This is a genomic window from Streptomyces sp. NPDC048664, assembly GCF_040650555.1.
Taxonomy (GTDB): Bacteria; Actinomycetota; Actinomycetes; order Streptomycetales; family Streptomycetaceae; genus Streptomyces.
In genome coordinates, this window is record NZ_JBEZHK010000031.1 from 54,821 (window position 1) to 78,347 (window position 23,527).

The following is a 23,527-nucleotide window of genomic DNA, read 5'->3' on the forward strand; positions in this document are numbered from 1 at the left end:
CCACGCCGACCCCGTCACCCACGCCGACCCCGACCCCGGAACCGCCGCCGGAGCCGACTCCCACCCCGCCGCCCGCACCCCCTCCCCCACCCCCGGCGCCCCGACCCACGCCGAAGCCACCACCCCCGCCCCCGCGCCCCGTCGCCCCATCACCCCGACCCGTCCCGGCACGGATCCCCCCGCCCGCCCCCGCACCGAGGCCCGCACCGCGACCGGCCCGCGGGCCCGCACCGCGCCCCGCGCCCACACCGGTCCACTACCCGCGCTACCGGCCCCTCTCGCACCCGCGCCCCACCCACGACGGCCCCTCGCCGCTCGTGTTCACCCTGCTCATCGCCGCGCCCGCCGTGTTCGCCATCGCCGCGCTGCGCCCGCGCTGAGCCGGCCGAGCGACCCCGTTCCACCCCTGGAGGCACTTCTTGTCGGAATGGCTTGTTCTCACCCTCGCGATGGCGGCCCCGTGCGCCGTCGTGATCCTGGTGACCCTGCTGCGCCAGCGCACGGCCGCCGAGGACGACGACCCGTCCGAGACGCCCGACGTGATCGAGTACATGACGATGTGGATCGGTGTGGTGTACGCCATCGTGCTGGGCCTGGCCATCGCGGGCGTCTGGGAGGCCCGCAGCGCCGCCCAGGACCACGTTCAGGCCGAGGCGCAGGCACTGCACGAGATCTCCGAACGGGTCCGCGTCTATCCGCCCGACGTCCGCGACCGCATCCGGTCCGACGTCAACGCATATGTCGGCCATGTCGTGACCACCGAGTGGAAGGCCATGACCGACCAGGGCAAAGTGACGGCGCGCGGCGCGGAGTTGCTTCAGCGCGTCCGCCAGGACGTCACCGACTACCAGCCGAGGACCGACTTCCAGGCCCAGTCGTACCAGCCGCTCCTGGACCAGGTGACGGCCGCCGACGCCGCGCGGGCCGCCCGCTCCGACGCGACGGGCTCGACCATGCCCCCGGTGGTGTGGTTCGGACTGATCTCGGGAGCGGTGGTCACCATCGGGATGGTGTTCGCGCTGCAGATCCGGCGCACGACGCGCGAGCTCGTGCTGGCCGGGTTGTTCTCCGCGCTCATCGCCTTCCTGCTCTTCCTCATCTGGGACTTCGACGCGCCCTACAGCCGCGGGGTCGCCGCCTCGGCCCAGCCGTTCCTGGCACTGTTCCCGAGCGCGGGCGGGTGAGGTGGTGCGGTGAGGTGGTCCGCCGACCGGGGCGGGAGGCGCGGCCGCCCGCCCCGTTTCCTCCCCTGTGCGGCGCACAGGGTTGAGCCATTCGCCCGGCTGGGATCGCGCCCGTGCGGGCACCTTCTTAGCGTTTCGGTCATCGAGGTGCATTTCCGGCGCAGGCGGAAGAGGTCCGCGGCAAGGCTCCTCGGAGACCTGGAGGATTCCATGCGCGCGATACGCGCTCTCTCGGCCGCGATGCTGGGCGTCGGCGCCCTCGGCGGCCTCACCGCGTGCACGACCGCCGCGGCGAGCAACAACGCCTCGGACGCGGCCTTCTCGTACAAGCTCGACCCGGAGTCGGTCAGTCCCGGGGGCCGGCTGTCGCTGCCCGTGCACGGCTGCGACGGTGACGCCACGGTGGTCTCGGGCGTCTTCAACCAGGTCACCATACCCAAGGGCCAGTCCACGGCCACGGCCACGGTCGACCGCGAGGCCCGGCCCGGCACCTCGTACGACGTCACGTTCCAGTGCGGTCACGAGTACGGCCACAAGAAGCTCGCCATCGCGGCCGCTCAGGACGAGCGCACCACCACCGGCGGAGCCGTCGGCAACAAGGTCGCGAGCTACGGCGGGGACCAGGGCGGGGGCTACGGCGGCGGAGGGTACGGCGGGGTCGGGGGCGTCGGCGGGATCGGCGGGGTCGGCGGCATCGGTGGGGTCGGGGGAATCGGCGGAGTGGGGGGCGTGGGCGGGATCGGCGGAGTCGGCGGGATCGGGGGCGTGGGGGGAATCGGAGGGATCGGCGGGGTCGGGGGGATCGGCGGCATCGGTGGGGGCGGCTACGGCGGTGGCGGGGGCGGCGGGTACGGGGGCGGAGGCGGCGGGGGCTACGGAGGCGGGGGTGGCGGAGGGTACGGCGGCGGGGGCTACGGCGGAAACCAGTCCGGGGGCAAGGGCTACGAGAGCCACGGCGTGAGCGCCGGTCTCGGTGGCAGCGTCAGCAGCTTCCATCCCAAGGAGGTCGCTCTGGGAGGGGCACTCATCATGGGGACGGTGGGCCTGGCCTGGCACATGGCGCGCCGCCGCTCGAACCGCGACTCCTGAGGCTCGTCGCATGACGTCGTGTGCCCCGCGGCCGGTCGGTCGCGGGGCACACGACGTCATGGGGTCCCGGACCCGCGGCAGGCTCTCAGCTCTCGTCCTCAGACCGGTTGAGCCACCACAGGATGCCGCCTCCGACGACGGCCACGGCCATGAGAGCGCCGCCGATGGCCATGTCCGCCGGGGTGGCACCGGAGCCGCCGCTGTCGCCGACGGCATGGCGGGCGCCGACGGCCGGGTGCGGTGCGGCGACCGCGGTGCCCGCCGTGTCCCGGGCGATCGCCCCGGGCGCGGCGAGCCCGAGAGCGGCGGTGGCGACGGCGCAGACCGCCAGGGCGCGAGTGGTACGCATGAGAGCCTCCGTGGAGGCGCCCCGGGAGCCGTCCCCGGTCGCTGGAGGGAAAGCGCCTCCCGGACGAACCCTCGAACGCCGTACGCGGGAGCGCATGTCGAGGGCGGCGCCTCCCCGGTACGCGTGCGGGTCCGGTGGGACCCCGCAGGTCACCGGCCGTCGGAAAGCGGCATGTCCCGGGCTCGGGGACGAGGACCCCGCGGCGGGGCCGCATCACCCTTTCGCCCGCCACCCGTTCGCCCGCGCCCCGTCGCCCGCCGGTGCCGGGGCGCCTAGCGTGCTGTCCAGTGCGACGGACGTGGCGGCGGCCGGGTCGAGAGGGGTGGTGACGGATGTCCGGGTCCGGGGCGGACGAGGACGGGGAGGCGCCGAGGAAGCGGGCCCCGTGGGGCGCGATGGCGCTCGTCCTGCTGATGGGTGTCGCCCTCGTGCGCAACGGCGCCGGACACCTGCACACGGGCCCGCCGCAGCCGGCGTCGGCGGCGGGCCCCGGCGTCCTCGGCTCGGCGAGCCCCGGCGCGAGAGCCTCCGCCCTCACGTACTCCATCGCCAGCAGGGTCCGCATCCCCGCCATCCAGGTCGACGCCCCCGTGGTGCCGGTCGGGCTCGACGCGTCCGGCTGGGTGAGCGCCCCGCCGCCCGAGAACCCGAATCTCGCCGGGTGGTTCACCGGCGGGGTCTCACCCGGGGAGAAGGGGACGGCCGTGATCGTGGGCCACGTCGACAACCAGGACGGACCCGCCGTGTTCTACGGGCTCGGCTCACTGCGCCAGGGCAACCGCGTGGAGGTGCGGCGCCAGGACGGGCGGACCGCGGTGTTCCAGGTCTACGGAAACCAGGTGTTCAGCAAGAAGAACTTCCCCGGCGACCGCGTCTACAAGAGCAAGGGCGCCCCGGAGCTGCGCGTCATCACCTGCGGGGGGCATTACTCCGAGGAACACGGGTACGCGGGCAACGTGGTGGTGTTCGCCCGGCTGGTGGACGTGCACTGAGCGGGTGCCGGGCGAGGGTCGGCCGCACCGGCCCGGGCTCCGCGGGAGCCCGGGCCGGTGCGGATCCGGCGCTTCCGATAGCCTCACCGCCGTGACGGAACAGCACGCGCACCGGTTCGAGCGGGGCACCGACGGACCCAAGGTCATCCTCGTCGGGGTGGACGGCTCCGACTCCTCGCTGCGCGCGGCAGCCTACGCCGGAGGCCTGGCCCGGCGTCAGCACGCGCTGCTGGCGGTCGTCTACGTGCAGCCGGTGATGGCGGCGGGCGCGGCACTGGGGGTACCGGTGACCGAGACGACCGACGAGATCGCCGAGGACCTGGTCGGCTACATCCGTGAGGCCACCGAGCGGGTGAAGGGCATCTTCGAGGTGCGCTGGGAGTTCCACACCTTCCGCGGGGACCCCTACGGCGGTCTGGTCAAGGCGGCGGACGAACTGAAGGCGGACGCGGTGGTGGTGGGCGCCTCGGAGCAGGCCGGCCACCGGATCGTCGGCTCGGTGGCGGTGCGCCTGGTCAAGGCCGGCCGCTGGCCGGTCACCGTGGTGCCCTGAGGGACCCTTTCGGAACGCCCGCACGCGCACGGCTGTGAAGAGTTTCACTCCCCGGGGGCGGGAGGGGCCGATGCGGGTGTGCGCCCTGGGGCGCGGGGGGCGGCCGCCGCCACGAGCCGGTGATCCCGGCCGGTACGGTGAAGTCCCGCGTGTACTACACCTGGTGCGCAACCGCGCCGGATTCCCCCGGAATACCTGGCCGACCTGCGGTGAAACCGAAGGTCAGGTCAAGCCTCCGTAAAGCGCCTTGCCGCTGACCATGGTTGAGCAATCAGCTTGCTTCATCCGTGTTCCGGAATGGGTCCCGTTCGGGGCACGCAGGCACCCGGAGGAAGGCAGGAAGGAATGCTGCACACAGGCCAAGAGAGCACGGGCGGCACCGGCGGCGGCGACCTGGCCGTCCCCATGGCGTGGCTCTACGCGGAGTACATCGCGGACGAACTGCTGCGCACCGGCGACCTGATGCCGCCCACGTCGTTCGAGTTCCGTGCCGGGCGCGACGCTCTGGCGCTGACGATCTTCCTGTCCGACGCCGAGGGCGAGCTGTCCGGGATCCGGGTCATCACACAGCTGGAGACCTGGCTCTCGCTGACGGCGTACGACCAGCCGTGGCAGGACTGGGTGGGCGAGCGGATGGCCGAGCTGACCGCCGAGGCGGCGCACCACGCGGGGCCGGCGCCGGACCTCGACCTGGCCGCCGCGGCCTGGCGCTGGCTGGAGGAGACCGAGCTGCTCGCGCCCGATCTGGATGCCGTGCCCGGCGGCGCCTCGGCGGGTGAGGACGACGGGCCGAAGGTCTGGACACCGGCCTGGCGGCTGGGGCTGCCCCTCGGCCATCTCGCCATCCACCTGTTCTGACCGCGCTCCGAGCCCGTGCCCCGCCGTGCCGCCGCTTTTCCGCCGGACCGCGAACCTTTTTCGAGGACGGACCAATCCGCGCACCGGTCCGCTCCGAAGGTCTTGGCCGCGATTCGGTAACGGGCTTGAGTGTTTCGGCCTCCTGGTCCGTACCGATGGGCAACAGCACCACCGCCCCCACCCCGCCCACCGGCATGAGGATTTTGTATGAGGTCCCTGGAACGGCATCGCGATGTCGGCGCCTACGCGCTCGGCGTGCTGGACGAGGCGGAAGCCTTCCGCTTCGAGGACCACCTCATGGAGTGCCCGAGTTGCACCGCGCGGGTGAGCGAGTTCAAGCCCGCCGCGCGGCAGCTGATGCTGTACCGCAAGGTGACCCCCCGCACCGTCCATCCGTTCGCCGCGCCGGGCCCCCGGCTGCTGGAGCGGCTGCTGGACGAGGTGGTGTCGGGGCACCGGGTCCGGCGCAGGCGACGGCTGTACGCGCTCGCCGCCGCCGTGGTGTTCGCGGTCGGCGGGTCGGCGGTGGCGGGCGTGTCCATGGAGGGTTCGGCGCCCGAGGCGAGGGCGCTGAGCGCGACCGACCCGGGGACCGGTGTCTGGGCCGAGGTCACCGCGCAGGACCGTGACTGGGGCAGCCAGATAGGTGTCACGGTGAAGGACAGGACGGGGCCGCACTCCTGCCGGCTCGTCGCGGTGGGCAAGGACGGCTCCGAGCAGACGGTGACGAGCTGGATGGTGCCCGCGGACGACGGCGGCCCGACCACCGTGCAGGGGGGCGCCGCGTTGCGCTCGCAGCAGATCGACCGCTTCGAGGTGCGGACCCGGGACGGCCGGCACCTGGTCACCCTCAAGGCGCACTGAAAGACGCGCTGAAGGGCGCACCGACGCGAGGGCGCGGTCATTTGAGCAGCCGGGACAGTCTGCGGTCCGCGAGCGGCCTGCCACCCGTCTGGCAGGTGGGGCAGTACTGGAGCGAGGAGTCGCTGAAGGACACCTCGCGGATCGTGTCCCCGCACACCGGGCAGGGCTCCCCCGTGCGGCCGTGGACCCGCAGCCCGCTCTTCTTCTCCGCCTTCAGGCGCCCGGTGGCCAGCCCGCGCGAGCGCTCGACCGCCTCCGTGAGGGTGGTGCGCAGCGCCTCGTACAGCCGCCCGGTCTCCTCGGGCGACAGCGACGAGGTCGGCTTGAACGGGGACATCCGTGCCGCGTGCAGGATCTCGTCGCTGTAGGCGTTGCCGACGCCCGCGATCAGGCTCTGGTCGCGCAGCGCGCCCTTGATCTGCCGGCGTTCGCCCGAGAGCAGGGCGCTCAGCCGCCTCTCGTCGAAGTCGGCGGCCAGCGGGTCGGGGCCGAGCCGCGCGATGCCGGGGACCTGACGCGGGTCGGGGACGACGTACACGGCGAGCCGCTTCTGGGTGCCCGCCTCGGTGAGGTCGAAGCCCTCGCCCGTCTCCAGGGCGAGCCGCAGGGCGAGCGGGCCCTTGCCCGGGCGGGGCGCGCCGTCGGGCAGGCGGTCCTTCCACTGGAGCCAGCCCGCGCGGGCCAGGTGGGTGACGAAGTGCAGCCCGTCGGCGTCCAGGTCCAGGAACTTGCCGTGCCGGTGCACGGCGGTGACCGGGCGGCCCTCGAGGGCGGTGACGGGCGGGTCGTACGTCTTCAGGACGCTGATCGCGACGGGCAGCACCCGCACCACCTCACGGCCGACGGCGCGATCGGCCAGGAAGTCCCTGAGCGCTTCGACCTCGGGCAGTTCCGGCATGCCTCCCAGGGTGCCACCGGGCCCGCGGGCGCGCCGCTCCTCCCGGACCGGACCGGCCGGCGTGTCAGGGCGCCTCAGCCCCGCCGAGGCACCATGAACTCGCACCACACCACCTTGCCGCCGCCCCGGGCCTCCACGCCCCACACGTCCGCGAGCCGGTCGACCAGCAGCAGGCCCCGGCCCGAGACCCCGGACTCGCCCGCCTCGCGGCGGCGCGGCAGGGCGCTGGAGGAGTCCTCCACCTCGATGCGCAGCCTTCGGTCGTGCCCGGCGAGCACCCTCAGGGTCACGATCGCGGGGCCCTCGGTGTGCATGAGGACGTTGGTGATCAGCTCGTCGGCGACCAGTTCGATCTCGTACGAGCGTTCGCCGACGCCCCAGGCGCGCACCGCGGAGCGGATGGTGCGCCGTGCCTCGGTGAGCGCCTCGGGGTCGGCGGGGCCGACCCGCTGCCGCAGCCGGCTGCCCGAGCGCGCGGAGCGGCCGCGGCGCTGGAGGAGCAGGACGGCCACGTCGTCGTCGCCGCCGCGCGCCTCGGCCGCGTCGATGAGCTGGTCGGCGAGGTCGCGTACGTCGAGCGGCCCGTTGCCGACCAGGGCCTGGAGGTCGGCGATGCCGTCGTCCAGGTCGGCGCCCGGGAGTTCGATCATGCCGTCGGTGCACAGCAGGAGGGTCTGGCCCGCGTCCAGTTCGACGGTGGTGACCGGGTACTCGAGGCAGTCGAAGTCGGCGGAGAGCCCGAGGGGCAGCCCGCCCTCCACCGGCAGGCGCCGGCAGCCGCCGCCGGCCAGCCGCAGCAGCGGGTCGGGGTGGCCGGCCCGGACCAGTTGCACCACGCCGGTGGACAGGTCGACCTCCGCGTACAGGCAGGTCGCGAAGCGGTCGGTGTCGAGTTCCTTGAGGAAGACGGAGGCGCGGGCCATCACGGTGGCGGGCGTGTGCCCCTCGGCGGCGTAGGCGCGCAGCACGATCCTGAGCTGGCCCATGACGGCGGCGGCGTGGGTGTCGTGGCCCTGGACGTCGCCGATGACGGCGCCGACCCGCCCGCCGGGCAGCGGGATCAGGTCGTACCAGTCGCCGCCGATGTCGCGGCCGAGGGAGGCGGAGCGGTAGCGGACGGCGATGTCGGCGCCGGTGACGTCGGGGATCGAGCGGGGCAGCATCGCCTGCTGGAGGCCTTGGGCGAGGTCCTTGTCCTGCTCGTAGAACATGGCGCGCTGAAGGCTCTGTGCGATGCAGCCTCCGAGGGCGACCAGGACGTTGCGTTCCTCTGCGGTGAAGCCGTGGCGGTCGTCGTAGAGCAGGCCCATGGCGCCGATCGGACGGCCCTGCACGACCAGCGGCAGATAGGCGGCCGAGGTGACGCGCAGGTCCGTGAGGTACGGCCACAGCGTCGGGTACTGCTCGGCGAACTCCTCGGGGGACTCGATGAACCGGGGGCTGAGGGTCCGCACCACCTCGCTCATGGGGAAGGGCTCGTCCACCCGTGTGCCCGGCACGAAGCTGCCTTCCGGTCCCTCGGCGACGAGCCGGATGCGGCCCGCCTCCACCAGGCCCACGACGAGGCTGGCGGCCCCGAGGTGGACGAGTCCGTGGCTGTTCTTGAGGACGTCGATGACGTCGCGGACCGTGCGGGCGTCGGCCAGTGCCGCGGTGGTGCTCTCGACCACGTTCGTCTGGCGGCGCAGCGCCTCGCCCTGGTCCGCCCGTTCGGCGTGGGCGCGGCTGTCGCTCAGTTCCTGGGTGGCGTCGCGGAGGATGCCGATGATCCGGCGCGCACGGCCCGAGCGGTCGCGGCGGATGTAGCCCTGGGTGTGGGCCCAGCCCAGGGAGCCGTCCCGGCGGCGCAGGCGGAAGTAGGTGCCGTAGTTCTCGCTGCCGTCCTTGATCGACTGGGCGACGAGCAGATCGATCCGCCGGGCCTCGTCGGGCGGGACGCGCGAGGCGAGGCTCTCGGGGCGGCCGTCGAACTCCTCGGGGTCCAGGTCGAGGATCGAGTGGGCCTGCGCGTCCAGGTGGAACTGCGCGGTGTCCAGGTCCCAGTCGAAGCTGCCCATGCGGTTGAGCGCCAGGATCGGATCCGGTCGGGCGGGCCAGTCTTCCGGGAGTGAAGGGGCACTCGCTCCCCGATCAGCCATGGGGCCACCATGCCAGGGTTTGTCCCGCTCGTCACCTTCTGTGCCCGGGAGCCGGGGCCGGCCCGCGCGGCCGCACCCAGGGTCACCGGGGCACGGCGCGGGGTACTCGGGCACGCGGGGTACCCGAGGGGCACGGCAGAGGGGAGAGTGGCCGGCCGTGGACTGGTTCGTCGCACCCGAGTACTGGCTGAGCCGGCTGGTGTTCCAGCGGGCGCTGGCCGGTGTGTACCTCTTCGCGTTCCTGACGGCGGCGCTGCAGTTCCGTGCGCTGATCGGGGAGCGCGGCATGCTCCCGGTGCCCCGTCATCTGGCGCGCACCGCGTTCCGGGACGCGCCCGGCGTCTTCCACCTCCACTACTCGGACCGCTTCTTCGCCCTGTGGTGCTGGGCGGGCTGCGCGGTGTCGGCGGCCCTGGTCGCCGGGGCCGACTCCCTCGTCCCGCTGTGGGCGGGGATGGTGCTCTGGCTCCTCCCGTGGGTGATGTACCTGTCGATCGTCAACGTGGGGCAGACCTGGTACTCCTTCGGCTGGGAGTCGCTGCTGCTGGAGGTCGGCTTCCTCGCCGTGTTCCTGGGCAACGGCGAGGTGGCGCCGCCCGTCGTCGTGCTGTTCCTGCTGCGCTGGATCCTCTTCCGGGTCGAGTTCGGGGCCGGTCTCATCAAGCTGCGCGGTGACGTCTGCTGGCGGAAGCTGACCTGCCTGGACTTCCACCACGAGACGCAGCCGATGCCCGGCCCGCTGAGCTGGTTCTTCCACCATCTGCCCAGGCCCCTGCACCGGGTGGAGGTGGCGGCCAACCATGTCACCCAGCTGATCGTCCCGCTGCTGCTGTTCACCCCGCAGCCCATCGCCACGGCCGCCGCGTCGCTGATGATCCTGACCCAGCTGTGGCTGGTCCTGTCGGGGAACTTCGCCTGGCTGAACTGGATCACGATCGTGCTGGCCCTGTCCGCGCTCGCCTTCCCGGCCACCGCCCCGGCCGTGGCGGGGCCGCCGCTGTGGTACGTGGTGGTGGTGCTCGTGGTCGCCGCGGGTCTGATCGCGCTCAGCCGGCACCCGGTACGGAACATGATCTCGCGCGGCCAGGTCATGAACCGCTCCTTCGACCCGCTGCACCTGGTCAACACCTATGGCGCCTTCGGCAGCGTGAGCCGTGTCCGGTACGAGGTCGTGATCGAGGGCACGGCGGACGGCGTACCACGCGAGGACTCCGACTGGCGGGAGTACGAGTTCAAGGGCAAGCCGGGCGATCCGCGCCGGTGGCCGCGCCAGTACGCCCCCTACCATCTGCGGTTGGACTGGCTGATGTGGTTCGCGGCGCTGTCCCCCCTGTACGCCGAACCCTGGTTCGGGCCGCTGGTCGAGCGGCTCCTGGAGAACGACCGGGACACGCTGCGGCTCCTGCGCCGCAGCCCGTTCCCGGCGGACGCTCCCCCACGCTTCGTGCGGGCCCGGCTGTTCCGCTACCGGTACACGACCTGGCGGGAGCTGCGCGAGACGGGGGCGTGCTGGAAGCGGAGCTACGTCCGCGAGTTCATGCCGCCGACCCGGCTGTCGTCCCGGGTGCGGGCGTGAGCCTGAGCGTCACCAGCTGGAACGGCCGCAGGCGCAGCGTGATCCGGTTCCCGTCGCGGTCGAACGCCGGCGCCTTGGGGGGTGTGAGGGTCCGTTCCAGCAGGTCGGTGGCCGCCACCGCCGCCACCTCGAAGCCGGCGGTGAGGGTGGCCGTCGAGCGGCCCCCGAGCGACTCGTGGAAGCGCACGACGATGTCGCCGCTCGCGTCGTCGGCCAGCTTGACGGCCGTGACCACGACCGCGTCCTCGGCGACGGACACCAGCGGCGGCACCTCCCGGGCCCCGGTCAGCGACCGCTCGGGCAGATTGATCCGCCAGCCCTCGCGTACGGCGTCCCCGATGCCGGCGCCGGGCACGAGCGCGTGCCGGAAGCGGTGCCGGCCCTGGTCGGTCTCCGGGTCGGGGAAGCGCGGGGCGCGCAGCAGGGAGACCCGGACGGTGGTGGTCGTGCCCCCGTCGTCGGGGCGTATCGTGCGGGTCACGTCGTGGCCGTACGTCGAGTCGTTCACCACCGCCACGCCCCAACCCGGCTCCTCCAGATGCAGGAAGCGGTGGTTGCACGCCTCGAACTTGGCCGCCTCCCAGGACGTGTTGGTGTGGGTCGGCCGGTGGAGGTGCCCGAACTGGGTCTCGGACGCGTACCGTTCGGCGCGCACGTCCAGCGGGAAGGCGAGCTTGAGGAACTTCTCCGTCTCGTGCCAGTCGACCTCGGTGTCGATCTCCACGCGCCGCCGGCCCGCCGCCAGGGACAGCACCTGGGTGGTGCGGGAGGCGCCGAAGGACCGTACGACCCGGACCGATGCGGGGTCCGCGCCGGGCGCGACCTCCTCGGCGTCCACCAGGTCGGTGCCCGTGTTGCGGTAGAACGCGTCCACGTCCCAGGCGTCCCACATGTTCGGCAGGTCCGGATGGATCTGGAGCAGGTTCGCGGCGCTCCCGGGCGCGATCGTCTCCCGGCCGGCCCCGAGGTCGTACACGGAGACCACCAGTCCGCGTGCGTCGATCTCCACCCGCAGCAGCCCGTTGTCCAGCGTGAACCCGCCGCCGGGGCGCGGCGCGCGGGACACCTCCCCCTGGGCGGACGGCGTGGCCGCGCCGCCGGCCGGGACTCCATGGCGGGCGTGCGGTGCCGCGTTGAAGACGAGGGGCAGGGAGCCGTCACCGGCCAGGGACCGCTGGGCCGCCTCGATGACGCCGGTCAGCTCCTCGGCGACCCGTTCATAGGTCGACCGGGCCTCGCGGTGCACCCAGGCGATCGAGGAGCCGGGCAGGATGTCGTGGAACTGGTGGAGCAGGACCGTCTTCCAGATCCGGTCGAGTCGCTCGTACGGATAAGGGAATCCCGTGCGTACGGCGGCGGTGGCCGCCCACAACTCCGCCTCGCGCAGCAGGTGTTCGCTGCGCCGGTTGCCCTGCTTCGTCTTCGCCTGACTGGTGAGGGTGGCCCGGTGCAGTTCCAGGTACAGCTCCCCGACCCACACGGGCGGGTGCGCGTACTCGGCCTCCGCCTTGGTGAAGAAGGCCTCCGGGGTCTCCCAGGTCACGGTCGGCGAGCCCTCGAGATCGCGCAGGCGTGCCGCCTTCCCGACCATCTCGCGGGTGGTGCCGCCTCCCCCGTCGCCCCAGCCGGTCGGCGCCAGCGAGCGCCCGGCCGCGCCCTTGTCCCGGAAGGTGCGCTCCGCGTGGGCGAGTTCGGCGCCGCTCATGGAGCAGTTGTAGGTGTCGACGGGCGGGAAGTGGGTGAGGATCCGGGTGCCGTCGATGCCCTCCCACAGGAACGTGTGGTGCGGGAACCTGTTGGTGCGCGACCAGGAGATCTTCTGGGTCAGCAGCCAGGTGCATCCCGCGGCCGCGATGATCTGCGGCAGTCCGGCCGCGAAGCCGAAGGTGTCGGGCAGCCAGGCCTCCTGGTTCTCGATGCCGAACTCCTGGAGGAAGAACCTCTTGCCGTACACGAACTGACGGGCCATCGCCTCCGAGCCCGGCATGTTGGTGTCGGACTCCACCCACATGCCGCCGGCCGGCACGAAGCGGCCCCGGCGCACCGCCTCGCGCACGCGCGCCCACACGTCCGGCCGGTGCTCCTTCACCCATGCCCACTGCTGGGCCTGCGACATGGCGAAGACGAACTCCGGCCGCTCCTCGATCAGCGCCGTCATGTTGGCGGCCGTGCGGACGACCTTGCGCACGGTCTCGCGCAGCGGCCACAGCCAGGCCGAGTCGATGTGCGCGTGCCCGACGGCGCTGATCCGGTGCGCGGAGGGCACGGCGGGCGCGGCCAGCACACCGGCGAGGTGGGCGCGGGCAGCCGCGGCCGTGGAGTTGACGTCCTGGAGGTCCACCGCGTCCAGGGCCCGCTCCACCGCGCGCAGGACCTCCCAGCGCCGCCCGGACTCCACCGGCAGCTCGGCCATGAGCTCGCCGAGCACCTCCAGGTCGAGGACCAGGTCCCACACGGTCTCGTCGAACACGGCCAGGTCCATGCGGCCGAGCGTGTACTGGGGTGCGACGCCCGCGGTGTCCCTGTCGCCCAGCGGGGTGGGGGCGAAGGCGGGCCGGCCGAGGACGACGGGGTTGGAGGCCGCCTCGATCCGCAGGTCGACGGGTTCTCCGCCCCGGACGGGGGAGCCGATCCGCACCCACTGGTTGAGCGGGTGGAGCCCTTTCACGGGGGTGCCGTCGGGGCGGTGGACGAGGCCTTCGCACTGGAAGCCGGGCATGTTCCCGTCGAAGCCCAGGTCCAGCAGTGCCTCGACCGTTCGTCCGGCCCAGGCTCCGGGCACGGTCCCGGTCACCCGGAACCAGCTCGTGCCCCAGGGGGCGCCCCAGCGCTCGCCCACCGCGACGGGCCGCACCGGGGCCGCGAGGCCTTCGGCGACCGGCACGGGCTCGCCGGGCGCGTGCCACACCGCCACCCGCAGCGGCACGGCCTCGGGGTACACCGCGGGGCGGATCCGCTCCTCCAGCACGCGCCGCAGTCGGGCCTCTACCAGGGTGCGGTCGTCGTGCATGGGAACGCTCCGTGGGGTGGGGCTGGCTGAAGGCGCGTCGTTGTACCACCATGTCCCCACCACGCCGAGCACGCCAGGGAGCGCAGTGAACGACTGGACCGGCCGCAGCGCCGCGGAGATCGCCGCCGCCGTACGGGAGAAGCGGGTCACGCCCGGCCAGGTGGTGGCCGAGCATCTCGCGCTGATCGAGCGGCTCGACGGCCGTATCGGTGCCTTCCGTCAGGTGCGGGCGGCCTCGGCGCGCGCGGAGGCCGAGGAGGTGGCGGGCCGGGCGGACCTGGCGGACCTTCCCCTGGCCGGTGTTCCCGTGGCCGTCAAGGACAACCTGGCCGTGCGAGGGGAGTCCACGCGCAACGGCTCCGCCGCGACCGCGGACACCCCCGCGGAGCGGGACCATGTCACGGTGGCCCGGCTGCGCGCGGCCGGCGCGGTCGTCGTCGGCCTGACGAACGTGCCCGAACTGTGCGTCTTCGGCACCACCGAGGGGCCCTTCGGGACGGCGCTCAACCCGTGGGACCTCTCCCGCACGGCGGGCGGCTCCTCGGGCGGCAGCGCGGCGGCGGTCGCCGCGGGCATGGTGCCGCTCGCGCTCGGCAACGACGGGATGGGCTCCCTGCGCATCCCCGCCGCCAACTGCGGGCTGGTCACGCTCAAGTCCGGCCACGGCACGGTCCCGGCGGGCATCGGCAACGGGGACTGGTTCGGCATGTCCGAGAACGGTCCGCTGGCGACGACCGTCGAGGACACCCGGCTGATGTTCGAGGTCCTGGCGGGACGGTCCGCACGGCACGGAGAGGGCGGCCGGGTCGGCGCCCGCAGGATCGCGCTCTCCCTGCGCAGTCCGCTGTTCGGGGTGACCGTGAGCCGCCCGTACGCGGAGTCGGCCCGTGCGGCGGCCGCGCTGCTGAGGGAGGCGGGCGAGGAGGTGCGTCCGGCGGAACCGCCCTACCCGTGGTGGCTGGGCACGACCGCACTGGCGCACTGGACGGCGGGGACGGCCGTGGACGCGGCGGATCTCGATCCCCGGCTGCTGGCGCGGCGCACCCGGGTGCACGCGGCGGTGGGCCGCCGCTTCGTCCGCGGCGTGCGCTCGGGTGCCCGGCGCGAGCAACTGCGGTCGCTGCTCGAGCCCTTCTTCGCCGAGCACGACGTCCTGCTCACCCCGGCGCTGGCCCGGCGCGCACCGGCCGCGGGTCCCTGGCACGAGCGCGGCTGGCTGCGCAACCTGCTGGCCGACACGAACTACTCGCCCATGACCCCGCCGTGGAATCTGACGGGCTGGCCCGCGATGTCGGTCCCCTTCTCCAGCCTGCCGAACGGCGCGCCCTGCGCGGTGCAACTGGTCGGACGGCCGGGGTCGGAAGGGGAACTGCTGGAGGTGGCGGCCCGGTTGGAGGAGCTGGGGCCCTGGCCGCGCACGGCGCCGCCGGGCCGGTGACGGCGGCGTGTGTTTCGCGTCGCCGAATCCGGGGACTCGCCCCGAAGGCGTCGTTCGGCCTCGGCCGAGGCCTCGCCTGTCGTGTCTGCGGAAGGAAGATGAAGCGTCGTGAGCGCACACCCGGCACATTCGAGCGAGAAGCCCGTCGTCATACGCCCGCCCGAGACGGGCTGGGCGCGGTCCCGGAGCGCCGGCGAGGACAGCCTGCGCACCTGCGTTGCCGCCGTCGAGACCCGGACGGCGGCTCCCGGGGCACGTCGTGGGCCGGAGTCGAACATCGTCCGGGGCGAGGACTGAGCGGACGGCGCTCACCGCGACCCGCCGGGAGCCGCGTGCACGCGGTGCGTGCGACGCGGCTCCCGGCGGGTCGAGCGGCACGTGAGTGCGTCAGTCGACACTCGGCAGGATGTGGGGCTCGGCGAGGTCGTCCTCGTATCCGGCCAGCCTGATGGGAGCGGAACGCGCCCAGACGTCCAGGCTTCCGAGCTTCTTCTCCGTCCGCCGCGCCCCGCGCTCCAGGCGTTCGTTGGGGAGCTGGTCGTAGTTCGTCTTCTCCGGTGTCACCGCGCACTCCTTCTGTGTCGGGTAACCCTTGCGCATGCCGACCCAGAGTGCCGCCGCACGCTTGGCATCCGCCCGGGTGTGGGCCGAGATCCGTTCGGACGCGGTGGCGTCGGCAACTCGTACGGGAGCAGGCCGTGGTGACCGGCTTGTCCCGGGGCGGACCGGTGGGTGTGGGTGGCACCCCAGTGGCTGTCCGCACCGACCAGATTAACCAAATGAGCGGCCCCCCGCTCGATGGGGCTGAAACAACCAGGTAACTGTCTTGGGTCATACCGTCGCACCCGGCCCCACTATGGGCCCTTTCGCGGCTTTACGCAGACCTCAGCATCACCCGTTCGGACCAACCCTCGCACGCATCCCCGGTACGGCAGGTGTACGAACCGGAGCACACCGTGCTCAGTTCAGGTCCCGTTGGCTGAGTCGCAAGGTCCCCATGCTGTGCTGACGCCCGGCAACGGCCTTTCTCGCGGGAGGACTGACGCATGGAGCTGCGCAGTGTCGAGGAGCTGATGGATCTGCTGCACGCCTGCCGCACACGGAGCGACCCGGGCGGCGGCGACCCGTTCGATCCGCATGAGCACGCCCTGCGGACCGCCGCCCTGCTGCGCCGCAGCCGCCCCGCGGACAAGGAACTCCAGGTGGCCGGGCTGGTGCACGGCATCGGCCGGCTCCTCGCCCCGGGCGACCTGGACGGGCAGGCCGACGAGGCGGCCGACGCCGTACGGCCCCTGCTCGGCGAACGGGTCTCCCGGCTCGTGCGTCTGCACCCGTCGGCCAGGCGCTACCTGGCGCCCCGGCGCGGGCCCCGGGCGCACCCCGCCCCGGCCCCTTCCCGGCGGGAGGCGCCGATGACCTCCGCGGAGGCCGCCGCCTTCGAACGGGAGCCGCTGGCCGACGACGCGGTGGCTCTGCGGCAGGCGGACGAGGCGGCGAAGGCGGCCGGCATGGAGGGCGGGGTGCTGGAGGACTGGCGGACGGTGCTGGAGATGCTGGCGTCACGGCAGGTGCCCCTGGGGGCGGCGGACTGAGCCCGGGCAGGCAGCCGGCCCGGCCGGGCTCGGCCGCTCTCCGGTGCGCCCTGCTGTCACCGGCCGCCGTCGTCGCAGGGAGCGGGGCCGGGTGGGAGCGGGGCGGCACACGGCCGGGGGCCCGTCAGCGGGAGAGGGCCGCTTCGGGGGCGTAGAAGTGCGCGCGCACCCGGAGCAGCCAGGCCTCGGCCGGCGCCTCGTCCGCCCGGTCCGGCAGCGCGCTGCGCGTCTGGTCGAAGGCCGTCTCGTAGTACCTGAGCAGGGGCTGTGCCGCCGAGGCGTCCTCGGCCACGCGTTCACCGAAGTCGCGGTACTCCTGCGGATCCTCGACGCGCACCGTCAGCCGGCCCGTGCCGTACAGCTCCAGGCCCTGGTGGCACAGCCGCTTGAGGTGGCGGGCGTGCTTCGCGGTGCGCTCGCGGGTCCCCGGCGCCACGGGCCCCTCCGAGCGGCCCACCAGACGCCTGAACTGCTGAGTGGCATAGCCGAGATAGGCGTCCCGGACACGCCGTGCGCCGAGGAACGACGCCCGGATCCCGATGAGTTCGTCGCCGAGCGGGGTGCGTACCTCGTACAACTCGTCGGGCAGCCACACGAGTTCCATGGCCGTGGGATTGCCGCTCAGGGCGAGCCTGCACCACTTGGCCGCCTCGTGCAGGGTGCGGTCGGGGGCGGTGCCCACATGCGACTCCCGGGGCCGGTGCAGTCCGTGGAGCGCCTCGGTGGGCGCGGCGAACACACCGAGGCGGTCCACGTCGGAGCCCTCGTGGGCGAGCCCGTACGCGGTCGAGCCGACTATGCCGGACAGGAGAAGGTCGAGGTCGGGGACGGTCATGGGGGCCGCCTTCCTTGGCTCACGGGGTCACGTGATCACGGGTCACGCGACGCGGCAAGGAGAGGCTAGGGGGAACCGCTCGCACACGGCGAGCGGTTTTCGGCCTCATGACCGTCCCGGACGGCCGGCCTCAGGGGAACAGGGCGATCCCGATGAGGACCAGCAGGATGATGCCGATGACCAGCGCGGCCGTGGCCCAGGTACCGCGGTGCCGCAACGGGTCCGGGGCGCCGCCCCCGCGCGGCCGGTCCTCCGGCATGGCGGGGTTCTCCGGCCGGTCGGACGCGTAGAACTGCTCGTCATCGCGGTAGATGTTGCGGGGATCGCCGCTCGCACGGGGATCGACGTGGTGGTGAAGTGCCATGAGACCTCCTCACGCGGTGCTCACGCCAGTGCGAGTTCCCCACCGGGACCGGGTGACACACGACCACGTCACCCGGGGCGCGTCACCGCCCCGGGACCGCGCGTGGACTCACCACTTGCCGGGCGCGTAGTCCTTGAGGAAGACGCCGTACAGGTCCTCGCCCTGCTCGCCGCGCACAATCGGATCGTATACCCGGGCCGCGCCGTCGACGAGGTCCAGCGGGGCGTGGAAGCCCGCGTCCGCCAGGCGGATCTTGTCCGGGTGCGGGCGCTCGTCGGTGATCCACCCGGTGTCCACCGCCGTCATCAGGATCCGGTCCTTGTCGAACATCTCCTGGGCGCTGGTCCGGGTGAGCATGTTCAGCGCGGCCTTGGCCATGTTGGTGTGGGGGTGGCCCGCACCCTTGTAGCCGCGGCTGAAGACGCCCTCCATCGCGGAGACGTTCACGACGTAGGTGCGGCGGGCGGCGGAGGCGACCATCGCGGCCCGCAGCCGGCTGATCAGTATGAAGGGAGCCGTGGAGTTGCACAGCTGGACCTCCAGCAGCTCGACCGGCGTGACCTCCTCCACCGCCTGGACCCAGCTGTTGGAGTCGTGCAGGTCGGGCACCAGTCCGCCGGCGTCGATGGCCGTGCCGGCCTCGATCCGGGCCAGGGAGGCCGAACCCGACACCAGCGCGAGTTCGGTGATGTCCTGGGCGCTGAGCTCGCCGCCGCCGGCCGTCGGGAGCGCGGCCACGGCCCCGGAGCCGAACGTGCCGATGACCTCGGCCGCGGGCAGTTCACCCGCCGGGAGCGGCGCGGACTCGGCGGACACCAGCTCGCTGTAGGCGGCGGGTGAGCGGCGCACGGTCTGGGCCGCGTTGTTGATCAGGATGTCCAGCGGGCCCTCGGCGGCCACCGAGTCGGCGAGCGAGAGCACCTGGGCGGGGTCACGCAGATCGATACCGACGATCTTCAGCCGGTGGATCCACTCGTCGCTGTCGGGCTGGGCCTTGAAGCGGCGGATGGCGTCGTTGGGGAAGCGCGTCGTGATCGTGGTGTGGGCGCCGTCGCGCAGCAGCCGCAGCGCGATGTACATGCCGATCTTGGCGCGGCCGCCCGTGAGCAGGGCCCGCTTGCCCGTGAGGTCGGCGCGGGCGTCCCGGCGGGTCCGGTTCTCGGTGGCGCAGGCGGGGCAGAGCTGGTGGTAGAAGTAGTCGACCTCGACGTAGCGGGACTTGCAGACGTAGCAGGAGCGCGGCCTGCGCAGGACGCCCGCGATCCGGCCGGCCTCGGTGACGGAGGACGGCAGGATGCCCTCGGTCTCGTCGTCGATGCGCTGGGCGGAGCCGGTGGCGGTGGCCTCGGTGACCGACTTGTCGTGGGCGGTCTTGGCGGCCCGGCGCTCCTGGCGGCGGCGCTGCTTGACCGTCCGGTAGATGTGCGAGGTGGCACGGCGCACCAGGACCGCGTCCGGGTGGTCGACGTCCAGCTTTTCCAGTTCCTCCAGTACGCCGAGGCAGACGGCCAGGCGCTCCGGGTCGACGCCGGGGCCGTACGAGGCCTGTGCGGGCTCCTCGCCCGAGGCCTGTGCGGGCACCTCGCCCATGCCCGGGTCGCCGCCCGCCAGGACGTCCTCTGTCACCGTCATCGCGCTGCCGTTCCTCGCTCACCCGCGCGGCGCTCCGGTCGCGCTCGCTTTCGAACGGGGAATTGTACGGAGCGCCGTGCCGGGTCTCCAAACCCACCATGATCGAGAGGGGTTGCCCGGCGGCGGGCGGGTCCCGGTCGCGGGCGGGCGGGAACGCGGAGCGGGCGCACGGGAACGCTCCCGTGCGCCCGCGGCGGACCGCTCACGCCCCGTTCACGCGCGGCAGGCGGCCAGCAGGGTCTCCACCTCTTCCGGCACCGCGCGGGCGAGCCGGTCCAGGTCCGGCACCGCGGTCCCGTCGGCGACGAGCCCGTAGTGGACGCGGCCGCGGTAGGTCGAGATCGCCACCGCCAGGGACTGGCCGCGGGCCAGCGGGGCGAAGGGGTACACCTCGACCAGCGGGTTGCCGCCCAGTTTCAGGCCGAGGCTGGGCAGCGGCACGCTGGTGACCAGGATGTCGAACCAGAGCCGGGCCGCCTGGCCGACGAGCGGGCCGCCCAGCCGGTGCCCCAGTGCGGGCACGTGGTCGGCCAGCAGTGCGACGGCGCCCGCGCCCCGGTTGGGTCCGGCGTCCTTGTTGCGGTCCATGGCCGTGCGCACCGAGCGCAGCCGCTCCAGCGGGTCCGGGTCGCCCACAGGGAGCCGTATCAGATAGCCGGAGAGCCGGTTGCCCTGCGGGTGGGCGGTGCGCGGGCGGCGCCGGGAGACCGGGATCAGGGCACGCGGGGCGACACCGGCGCTGCCGTCGCCGCGTTCGTCCAGCCAGCGGCGCAGGGCTCCGGCCACGACGGCGATGACGACGTCGTTGACCGTGCCGCCCGCCGACTTGCGCACGCGGTGGACGTCGTCGAGGTCGATGACCACCCCGGCGGTGCGGCGGGTGCCGCTGGGCTCGGAGACGAACGCCGAGGACGAGCGCATCCCCAGGGTGGACAGGGCCACGGAGGCGCCGATGTCCAGGGCCCGGCCCACGTCCGCGAGCGTGCCGCGCAGGAAGCCCGGGATCTTGCGCATGTCGGGCAGCAGGCCCCGGGCGGGCTCCGGGGGGCGCGGGCTCCGGGGCTCCGGCAGGTCCATCGGGTCCATGATCCCGGCGGCCAGGGCCAGGGCGCGCAGCCCGTCGGCGAGCGCGTGGTGGAACTTGAACAGCACGGCGAAGGACGTACCCGACGCGCCCGGCAGCACATGGGCCTCCCACGGCGGCCGGCCTCGCTCCAGGGGGCGCTCCATGAGGCGGCCCGCCTCGGCGTGGAAGTCGTCGGTGGGGGCGTGCAGCCGCACGTGGTCGAGCGGGTCGAAGTCCGGGGCGCTCTCCCTGGTGGCGCCGCCCAGGGCGAGCGGGAGCCGGGCGGCGGCGAGGTCGCGCGGAAGTCTCACCTGCGGCAGCCACACGTCCCGGATCCGCATGCGCAGCCCCGGCACCGCGGCGGCGCGCACCGCCAGCAGCTCGGCGGCGTGGGCGCCCGCGGTGGGCGAGTGGCAGGCGAACACGCCGAGTGCCCCGAGGTGCATCGGGTGTCCGGCGGACTCGATGTTCCAGAACGCCAGGTCGAGGGGTGCGAGCAGGTCAGAGGTCAAGGGCTTGCCTCGCGTCGACGACGGATGAGCGACGGGTGAGCAAGAAGTCAACCTCCGACAGGCGATCACGGTCAAGTACGATCGAGCTACCCTCAGTTAACAGCAGATTAAGTCCCAGCTCCCGGACATCCGCCGACATCCACCGCGGGTCATCTGAGCGTGGGGGGCGCGGCGTCCTTGCCGGTGCCCCACGTGGACGGCCGCGGGCCGACCGTGAAGTCCAGCCGGGCCGGACGGCGCAGGGTGTCGGTGGTGACGTACGTCCGGTCGTAGGCCCGCGCGTCGACGCGCACCCCCTGGATGTACCGGTCGGTGTCGGAGGTGCCGGGCGCGGTGACGGTCACCCCGCCGCCCGGGTAGTAGTCCCGGTCCAGGACCAGGTCGACCCGTTCGAAGACGGGGGTCGTCAGCCCCCAGGTGGGGTATCCGGGCTGGACCGGGTAGAGCCCGATCGACGAGAGGACCTGCCAGGCGGACATCGTGCCGAGGTCGTCGTTGCCGGTCATGCCGGTCGGCCCGTCCGTGAACAGGGTGAGCGCCGCGTGCACCACGTCCGTCGTCTTCCACGGCTGCCCGGTCCACAGATAGGTGTAGGGGGCGGTCAGGTCGGGCTCGTTCTGCGGGTTGTACTTGTCCGAGCCGTAGTACGCGTACGGCCCGTGTCCCCACACCTCGCGCGTCGTCGTCGCCGGGTCCTTGAGCATGCGGTCGTAGGCGAAGAACGCGTCGAGCCGCTCGCCGGCCGCCTTGTCGCCGCCGATGAGCCCGATCACGCCGCGCATGTCCTGCGGGACGAGCCACTGGTACTGCCAGGCCGTGCCCTCGTGGAAGCCCGCGCGCGCGGCGGGGTCGGCCGGCTGGGTGAAGGCGCCGGAGGCGTCACGGCCGCGGAAGAACCCGGTCGAACGGTCGAAGATTTTCTTGTAGTTGCGCGACCGGGCGGCGTAGCGGTCGGCGTCCCCGGCGTGGCCGAGGCCGCGCGCCATCTGGGCGAGCATCGCGTCGGACAGCGCGTACTCCAGGGTCACCGAGCCGCCGTGGTGGTAGTCCGAGTCGCCGGGCTTGGCGTAGGGGCGGTCCTTGACGTACGGCGCGAAGCCCTTGGCGATGTACTCCCGGTTGGCCTCCCGGCCCGTGTACATGCTCTTGGCGGGCGGGATGCCGTCGGCGTTCCTCCTGAGCGCGCGGTAGGCCTCCTCCTCGTGCCCCTTGAGCAGCCCCTGCTGATAGGTGTGGGTCAGGAAGGGGGTGACCGGGTCGCCGCTCATGACGTTCGTCTCGATCGTGGCGTAGCCCCACTTGGGCAGCCAGCCGCCCTCGGCGGCGATCCTGAGGATCGAGATCGCCATGTCGCGTGCCTCGCGGGGGGCGAGGAGGGACAGCAGCTGGACCTGGGTGCGGTAGGTGTCCCACAGCGACCAGTTCTGGTAGTACGTGAACCCCTTGGCCCGGTGGACACGCTGGTCCCAGCCGCGGTAGCGGCCGTCGGCGTCGCTGCCGGTGTTGGGCGCGAGGAAGGACCGGTACAGCGCCGAGTAGAACGTCCTGCGCAGAGTGTCGCTGCCGCCCCGCACCCTGACGTGCGCGAGGCGCTCCTCCCAGGCGGCGCGCGCGGCCTCCCTGATCTCGTCGAACGAACCGCGGGGCGCGGCCGCCAGGTTGGCCGCCGCGCCCCGCGCGTCGACGTAGGACAGCGCCGTGGTCGCCTCGACGGCGCGGTCCCGGGTCGTGTCGAAGGTGACGTACGCGCCGTTGCGCCCGGCCCCCGAGGACGTGGTGGCCCCCGGGGTGACGGCGTCCTTGGACCAGGTCCCGTGCGCCGTGAAGGGGCGGTTGAAGCGGGTGACGGTGTACACCGTGTACGGCTTGCTGTCCCGGCAGAAGCCACTGCCCGTGATCGAGGTGCGCACGGTGCGGTCGTCCAGGACCTCCACCTTCGAGGTGACGTTCTTGTGCAGCGCCTGGCCCGCGTTGAGCAGGACATGGGCCTCGGTGGTGGCCGGGAAGGTGTAGCGCTGCACGCCGGTGCGTGTCGTGGCCGTCAGCTCGGCCCTGACGCCGTTCGCGAGGCTCACCTGGTAGGAGCCGGGGCCGGCCTGCTCGCTCGCGTGGTCGAAGCCCACGGCGTACGCCGAGTAGTCGGTTCGGGTGATGTCACCGGTCGTCGGCAGGACGGGCAGGTCCCCTCCGACGGCACAGCCGACGCCGGAGAGATGGGTCAGGGAGAAGCCGCGGATCCGGTGCTGGGAGTAGTCGTACCCGGTGCCGTGGCCGGTGTCCGGGGAGAACTGCACCATGCCGAAGGGCACCGTGGCTCCGGGGAAGGTGTTGCCCTCGTTCTGGGTGCCGATGAACGGGTTGACCAGGTCCGTGAGTCTGCCGCTCGGCGCCTGGGCGGCCCGGGCGCCGGACGGGGCGAGCAGGGCCGAGGCCACGACCGTACCCGCGGCGCACAGGCTCAGGAGCCGGGTCCTTTTCATCAGGCAGACCTCCGGAAGATCGACGGCGTTGTGCACATGGTGGTGGCGGGGTGCCGGATTCCCGAGGAACTTACGAAATATGGCGCTGTGCGCGTCG

The 23,527-nt window shown here is 73.1% G+C and carries 20 protein-coding genes; 10 read left to right on the forward strand and 10 right to left on the reverse strand.

Annotation, left to right across the window (positions count from 1 at the left end; all coding sequences use genetic code 11):
* Positions 1-419: 419 nt before the first annotated feature.
* Together AB0C59_RS28070 and AB0C59_RS28075 are read left to right on the forward strand one after the other, a co-directional pair.
* Positions 420-1,184, forward strand: a complete 765-nt coding sequence (locus AB0C59_RS28070) for a DUF4239 domain-containing protein (RefSeq protein WP_363009391.1) — start codon at positions 420-422, stop codon at positions 1,182-1,184.
* Positions 1,185-1,394: 210 nt separating this feature from the next.
* Positions 1,395-2,273 carry a hypothetical protein gene (locus AB0C59_RS28075; protein WP_363009393.1) on the forward strand — a complete coding sequence of 293 codons (879 nt, stop codon included), beginning with the start codon at positions 1,395-1,397 and terminating at the stop codon, positions 2,271-2,273.
* Between the two features lie 85 nt (positions 2,274-2,358).
* Here the strand turns inward: AB0C59_RS28075 and AB0C59_RS28080 are convergent, their stop codons facing one another.
* Positions 2,359-2,622, reverse strand: coding sequence for a hypothetical protein (locus tag AB0C59_RS28080; RefSeq protein ID WP_363009395.1), 264 nt, complete (start codon positions 2,620-2,622; stop codon positions 2,359-2,361).
* A gap of 332 nt (positions 2,623-2,954) precedes the next feature.
* Between AB0C59_RS28080 and AB0C59_RS28085 the strand changes: the two genes are divergently transcribed.
* The 4 genes from AB0C59_RS28085 (at position 2,955) to AB0C59_RS28100 (ending at position 5,889) form a co-directional block, all read left to right on the forward strand.
* Positions 2,955-3,614 carry a class F sortase gene (locus tag AB0C59_RS28085; RefSeq protein WP_363009397.1) on the forward strand — a complete coding sequence of 220 codons (660 nt, stop codon included), beginning with the start codon at positions 2,955-2,957 and terminating at the stop codon, positions 3,612-3,614.
* Between the two features lie 91 nt (positions 3,615-3,705).
* Entirely contained in the window at positions 3,706-4,167 is a 462-nt protein-coding gene (locus AB0C59_RS28090; RefSeq protein ID WP_363009399.1) for a universal stress protein, read from the forward strand.
* 345 nt (positions 4,168-4,512) lie between these two features.
* Positions 4,513-5,025, forward strand: a complete 513-nt coding sequence (locus AB0C59_RS28095; protein WP_363009401.1) for a hypothetical protein — start codon at positions 4,513-4,515, stop codon at positions 5,023-5,025.
* A gap of 207 nt (positions 5,026-5,232) precedes the next feature.
* The gene (locus tag AB0C59_RS28100) at positions 5,233-5,889 is read left to right on the forward strand and encodes a zf-HC2 domain-containing protein (RefSeq protein ID WP_363009403.1); all 657 of its coding nucleotides are present in this window, start codon (positions 5,233-5,235) and stop codon (positions 5,887-5,889) included.
* 37 nt (positions 5,890-5,926) lie between these two features.
* On the opposite strand, the gene AB0C59_RS28105 is transcribed toward AB0C59_RS28100, so the two are convergent.
* Positions 5,927-6,787 carry a DNA-formamidopyrimidine glycosylase family protein gene (locus AB0C59_RS28105; protein WP_363009405.1) on the reverse strand — a complete coding sequence of 287 codons (861 nt, stop codon included), beginning with the start codon at positions 6,785-6,787 and terminating at the stop codon, positions 5,927-5,929.
* A gap of 74 nt (positions 6,788-6,861) precedes the next feature.
* Entirely contained in the window at positions 6,862-8,925 is a 2,064-nt protein-coding gene (locus AB0C59_RS28110; RefSeq protein ID WP_363009407.1) for a SpoIIE family protein phosphatase, read from the reverse strand.
* Between the two features lie 157 nt (positions 8,926-9,082).
* On the opposite strand from AB0C59_RS28110, the gene AB0C59_RS28115 reads away from it, so the two are divergent.
* A complete protein-coding gene (locus tag AB0C59_RS28115) occupies positions 9,083-10,501 on the forward strand; it encodes a lipase maturation factor family protein (RefSeq protein WP_363009409.1) in 1,419 nt (472 codons plus the stop codon).
* Here AB0C59_RS28115 and AB0C59_RS28120 read toward each other — a convergent pair.
* Complete coding sequence (locus AB0C59_RS28120; RefSeq protein ID WP_363009411.1) at positions 10,461-13,511, reverse strand: glycoside hydrolase family 38 C-terminal domain-containing protein; 3,051 nt, start codon at positions 13,509-13,511, stop codon at positions 10,461-10,463. The two genes, AB0C59_RS28115 and AB0C59_RS28120, sit on opposite strands and share 41 nt — an antisense overlap.
* An 85-nt stretch (positions 13,512-13,596) precedes the next feature.
* Between AB0C59_RS28120 and AB0C59_RS28125 the strand changes: the two genes are divergently transcribed.
* Together AB0C59_RS28125 and AB0C59_RS28130 are read left to right on the forward strand one after the other, a co-directional pair.
* Positions 13,597-14,949 carry an amidase gene (locus tag AB0C59_RS28125; RefSeq protein ID WP_363009413.1) on the forward strand — a complete coding sequence of 451 codons (1,353 nt, stop codon included), beginning with the start codon at positions 13,597-13,599 and terminating at the stop codon, positions 14,947-14,949.
* Between the two features lie 108 nt (positions 14,950-15,057).
* Positions 15,058-15,246, forward strand: coding sequence for a hypothetical protein (locus AB0C59_RS28130; protein WP_363009415.1), 189 nt, complete (start codon positions 15,058-15,060; stop codon positions 15,244-15,246).
* A 90-nt stretch (positions 15,247-15,336) separates the two neighbouring features.
* Here AB0C59_RS28130 and AB0C59_RS28135 read toward each other — a convergent pair whose 3' ends face one another.
* Entirely contained in the window at positions 15,337-15,513 is a 177-nt protein-coding gene (locus AB0C59_RS28135) for a hypothetical protein (RefSeq protein ID WP_363009417.1), read from the reverse strand.
* A gap of 482 nt (positions 15,514-15,995) precedes the next feature.
* Between AB0C59_RS28135 and AB0C59_RS28140 the strand changes: the two genes are divergently transcribed.
* Positions 15,996-16,541: a metal-dependent phosphohydrolase gene (locus AB0C59_RS28140; RefSeq protein WP_363009419.1), complete on the forward strand. Its 546-nt coding sequence runs from the start codon at positions 15,996-15,998 to the stop codon at positions 16,539-16,541.
* Between the two features lie 124 nt (positions 16,542-16,665).
* Here AB0C59_RS28140 and AB0C59_RS28145 read toward each other — a convergent pair whose 3' ends face one another.
* The 5 genes from AB0C59_RS28145 to AB0C59_RS28165 form a co-directional block, all read right to left on the reverse strand.
* Positions 16,666-17,376, reverse strand: a complete 711-nt coding sequence (locus AB0C59_RS28145) for a nucleotidyltransferase domain-containing protein (RefSeq protein WP_363009421.1) — start codon at positions 17,374-17,376, stop codon at positions 16,666-16,668.
* 130 nt (positions 17,377-17,506) lie between these two features.
* Positions 17,507-17,740, reverse strand: coding sequence for a hypothetical protein (locus AB0C59_RS28150; RefSeq protein WP_363009423.1), 234 nt, complete (start codon positions 17,738-17,740; stop codon positions 17,507-17,509).
* A gap of 108 nt (positions 17,741-17,848) precedes the next feature.
* The gene (locus AB0C59_RS28155; RefSeq protein ID WP_363009457.1) at positions 17,849-19,330 is read right to left on the reverse strand and encodes an SDR family NAD(P)-dependent oxidoreductase; all 1,482 of its coding nucleotides are present in this window, start codon (positions 19,328-19,330) and stop codon (positions 17,849-17,851) included.
* Between the two features lie 255 nt (positions 19,331-19,585).
* A complete protein-coding gene (locus tag AB0C59_RS28160) occupies positions 19,586-20,950 on the reverse strand; it encodes a wax ester/triacylglycerol synthase family O-acyltransferase (RefSeq protein WP_363009425.1) in 1,365 nt (454 codons plus the stop codon).
* A 149-nt stretch (positions 20,951-21,099) separates the two neighbouring features.
* Positions 21,100-23,430 carry a GH92 family glycosyl hydrolase gene (locus AB0C59_RS28165; protein WP_363009427.1) on the reverse strand — a complete coding sequence of 777 codons (2,331 nt, stop codon included), beginning with the start codon at positions 23,428-23,430 and terminating at the stop codon, positions 21,100-21,102.
* Positions 23,431-23,527: the final 97 nt, after the last annotated feature.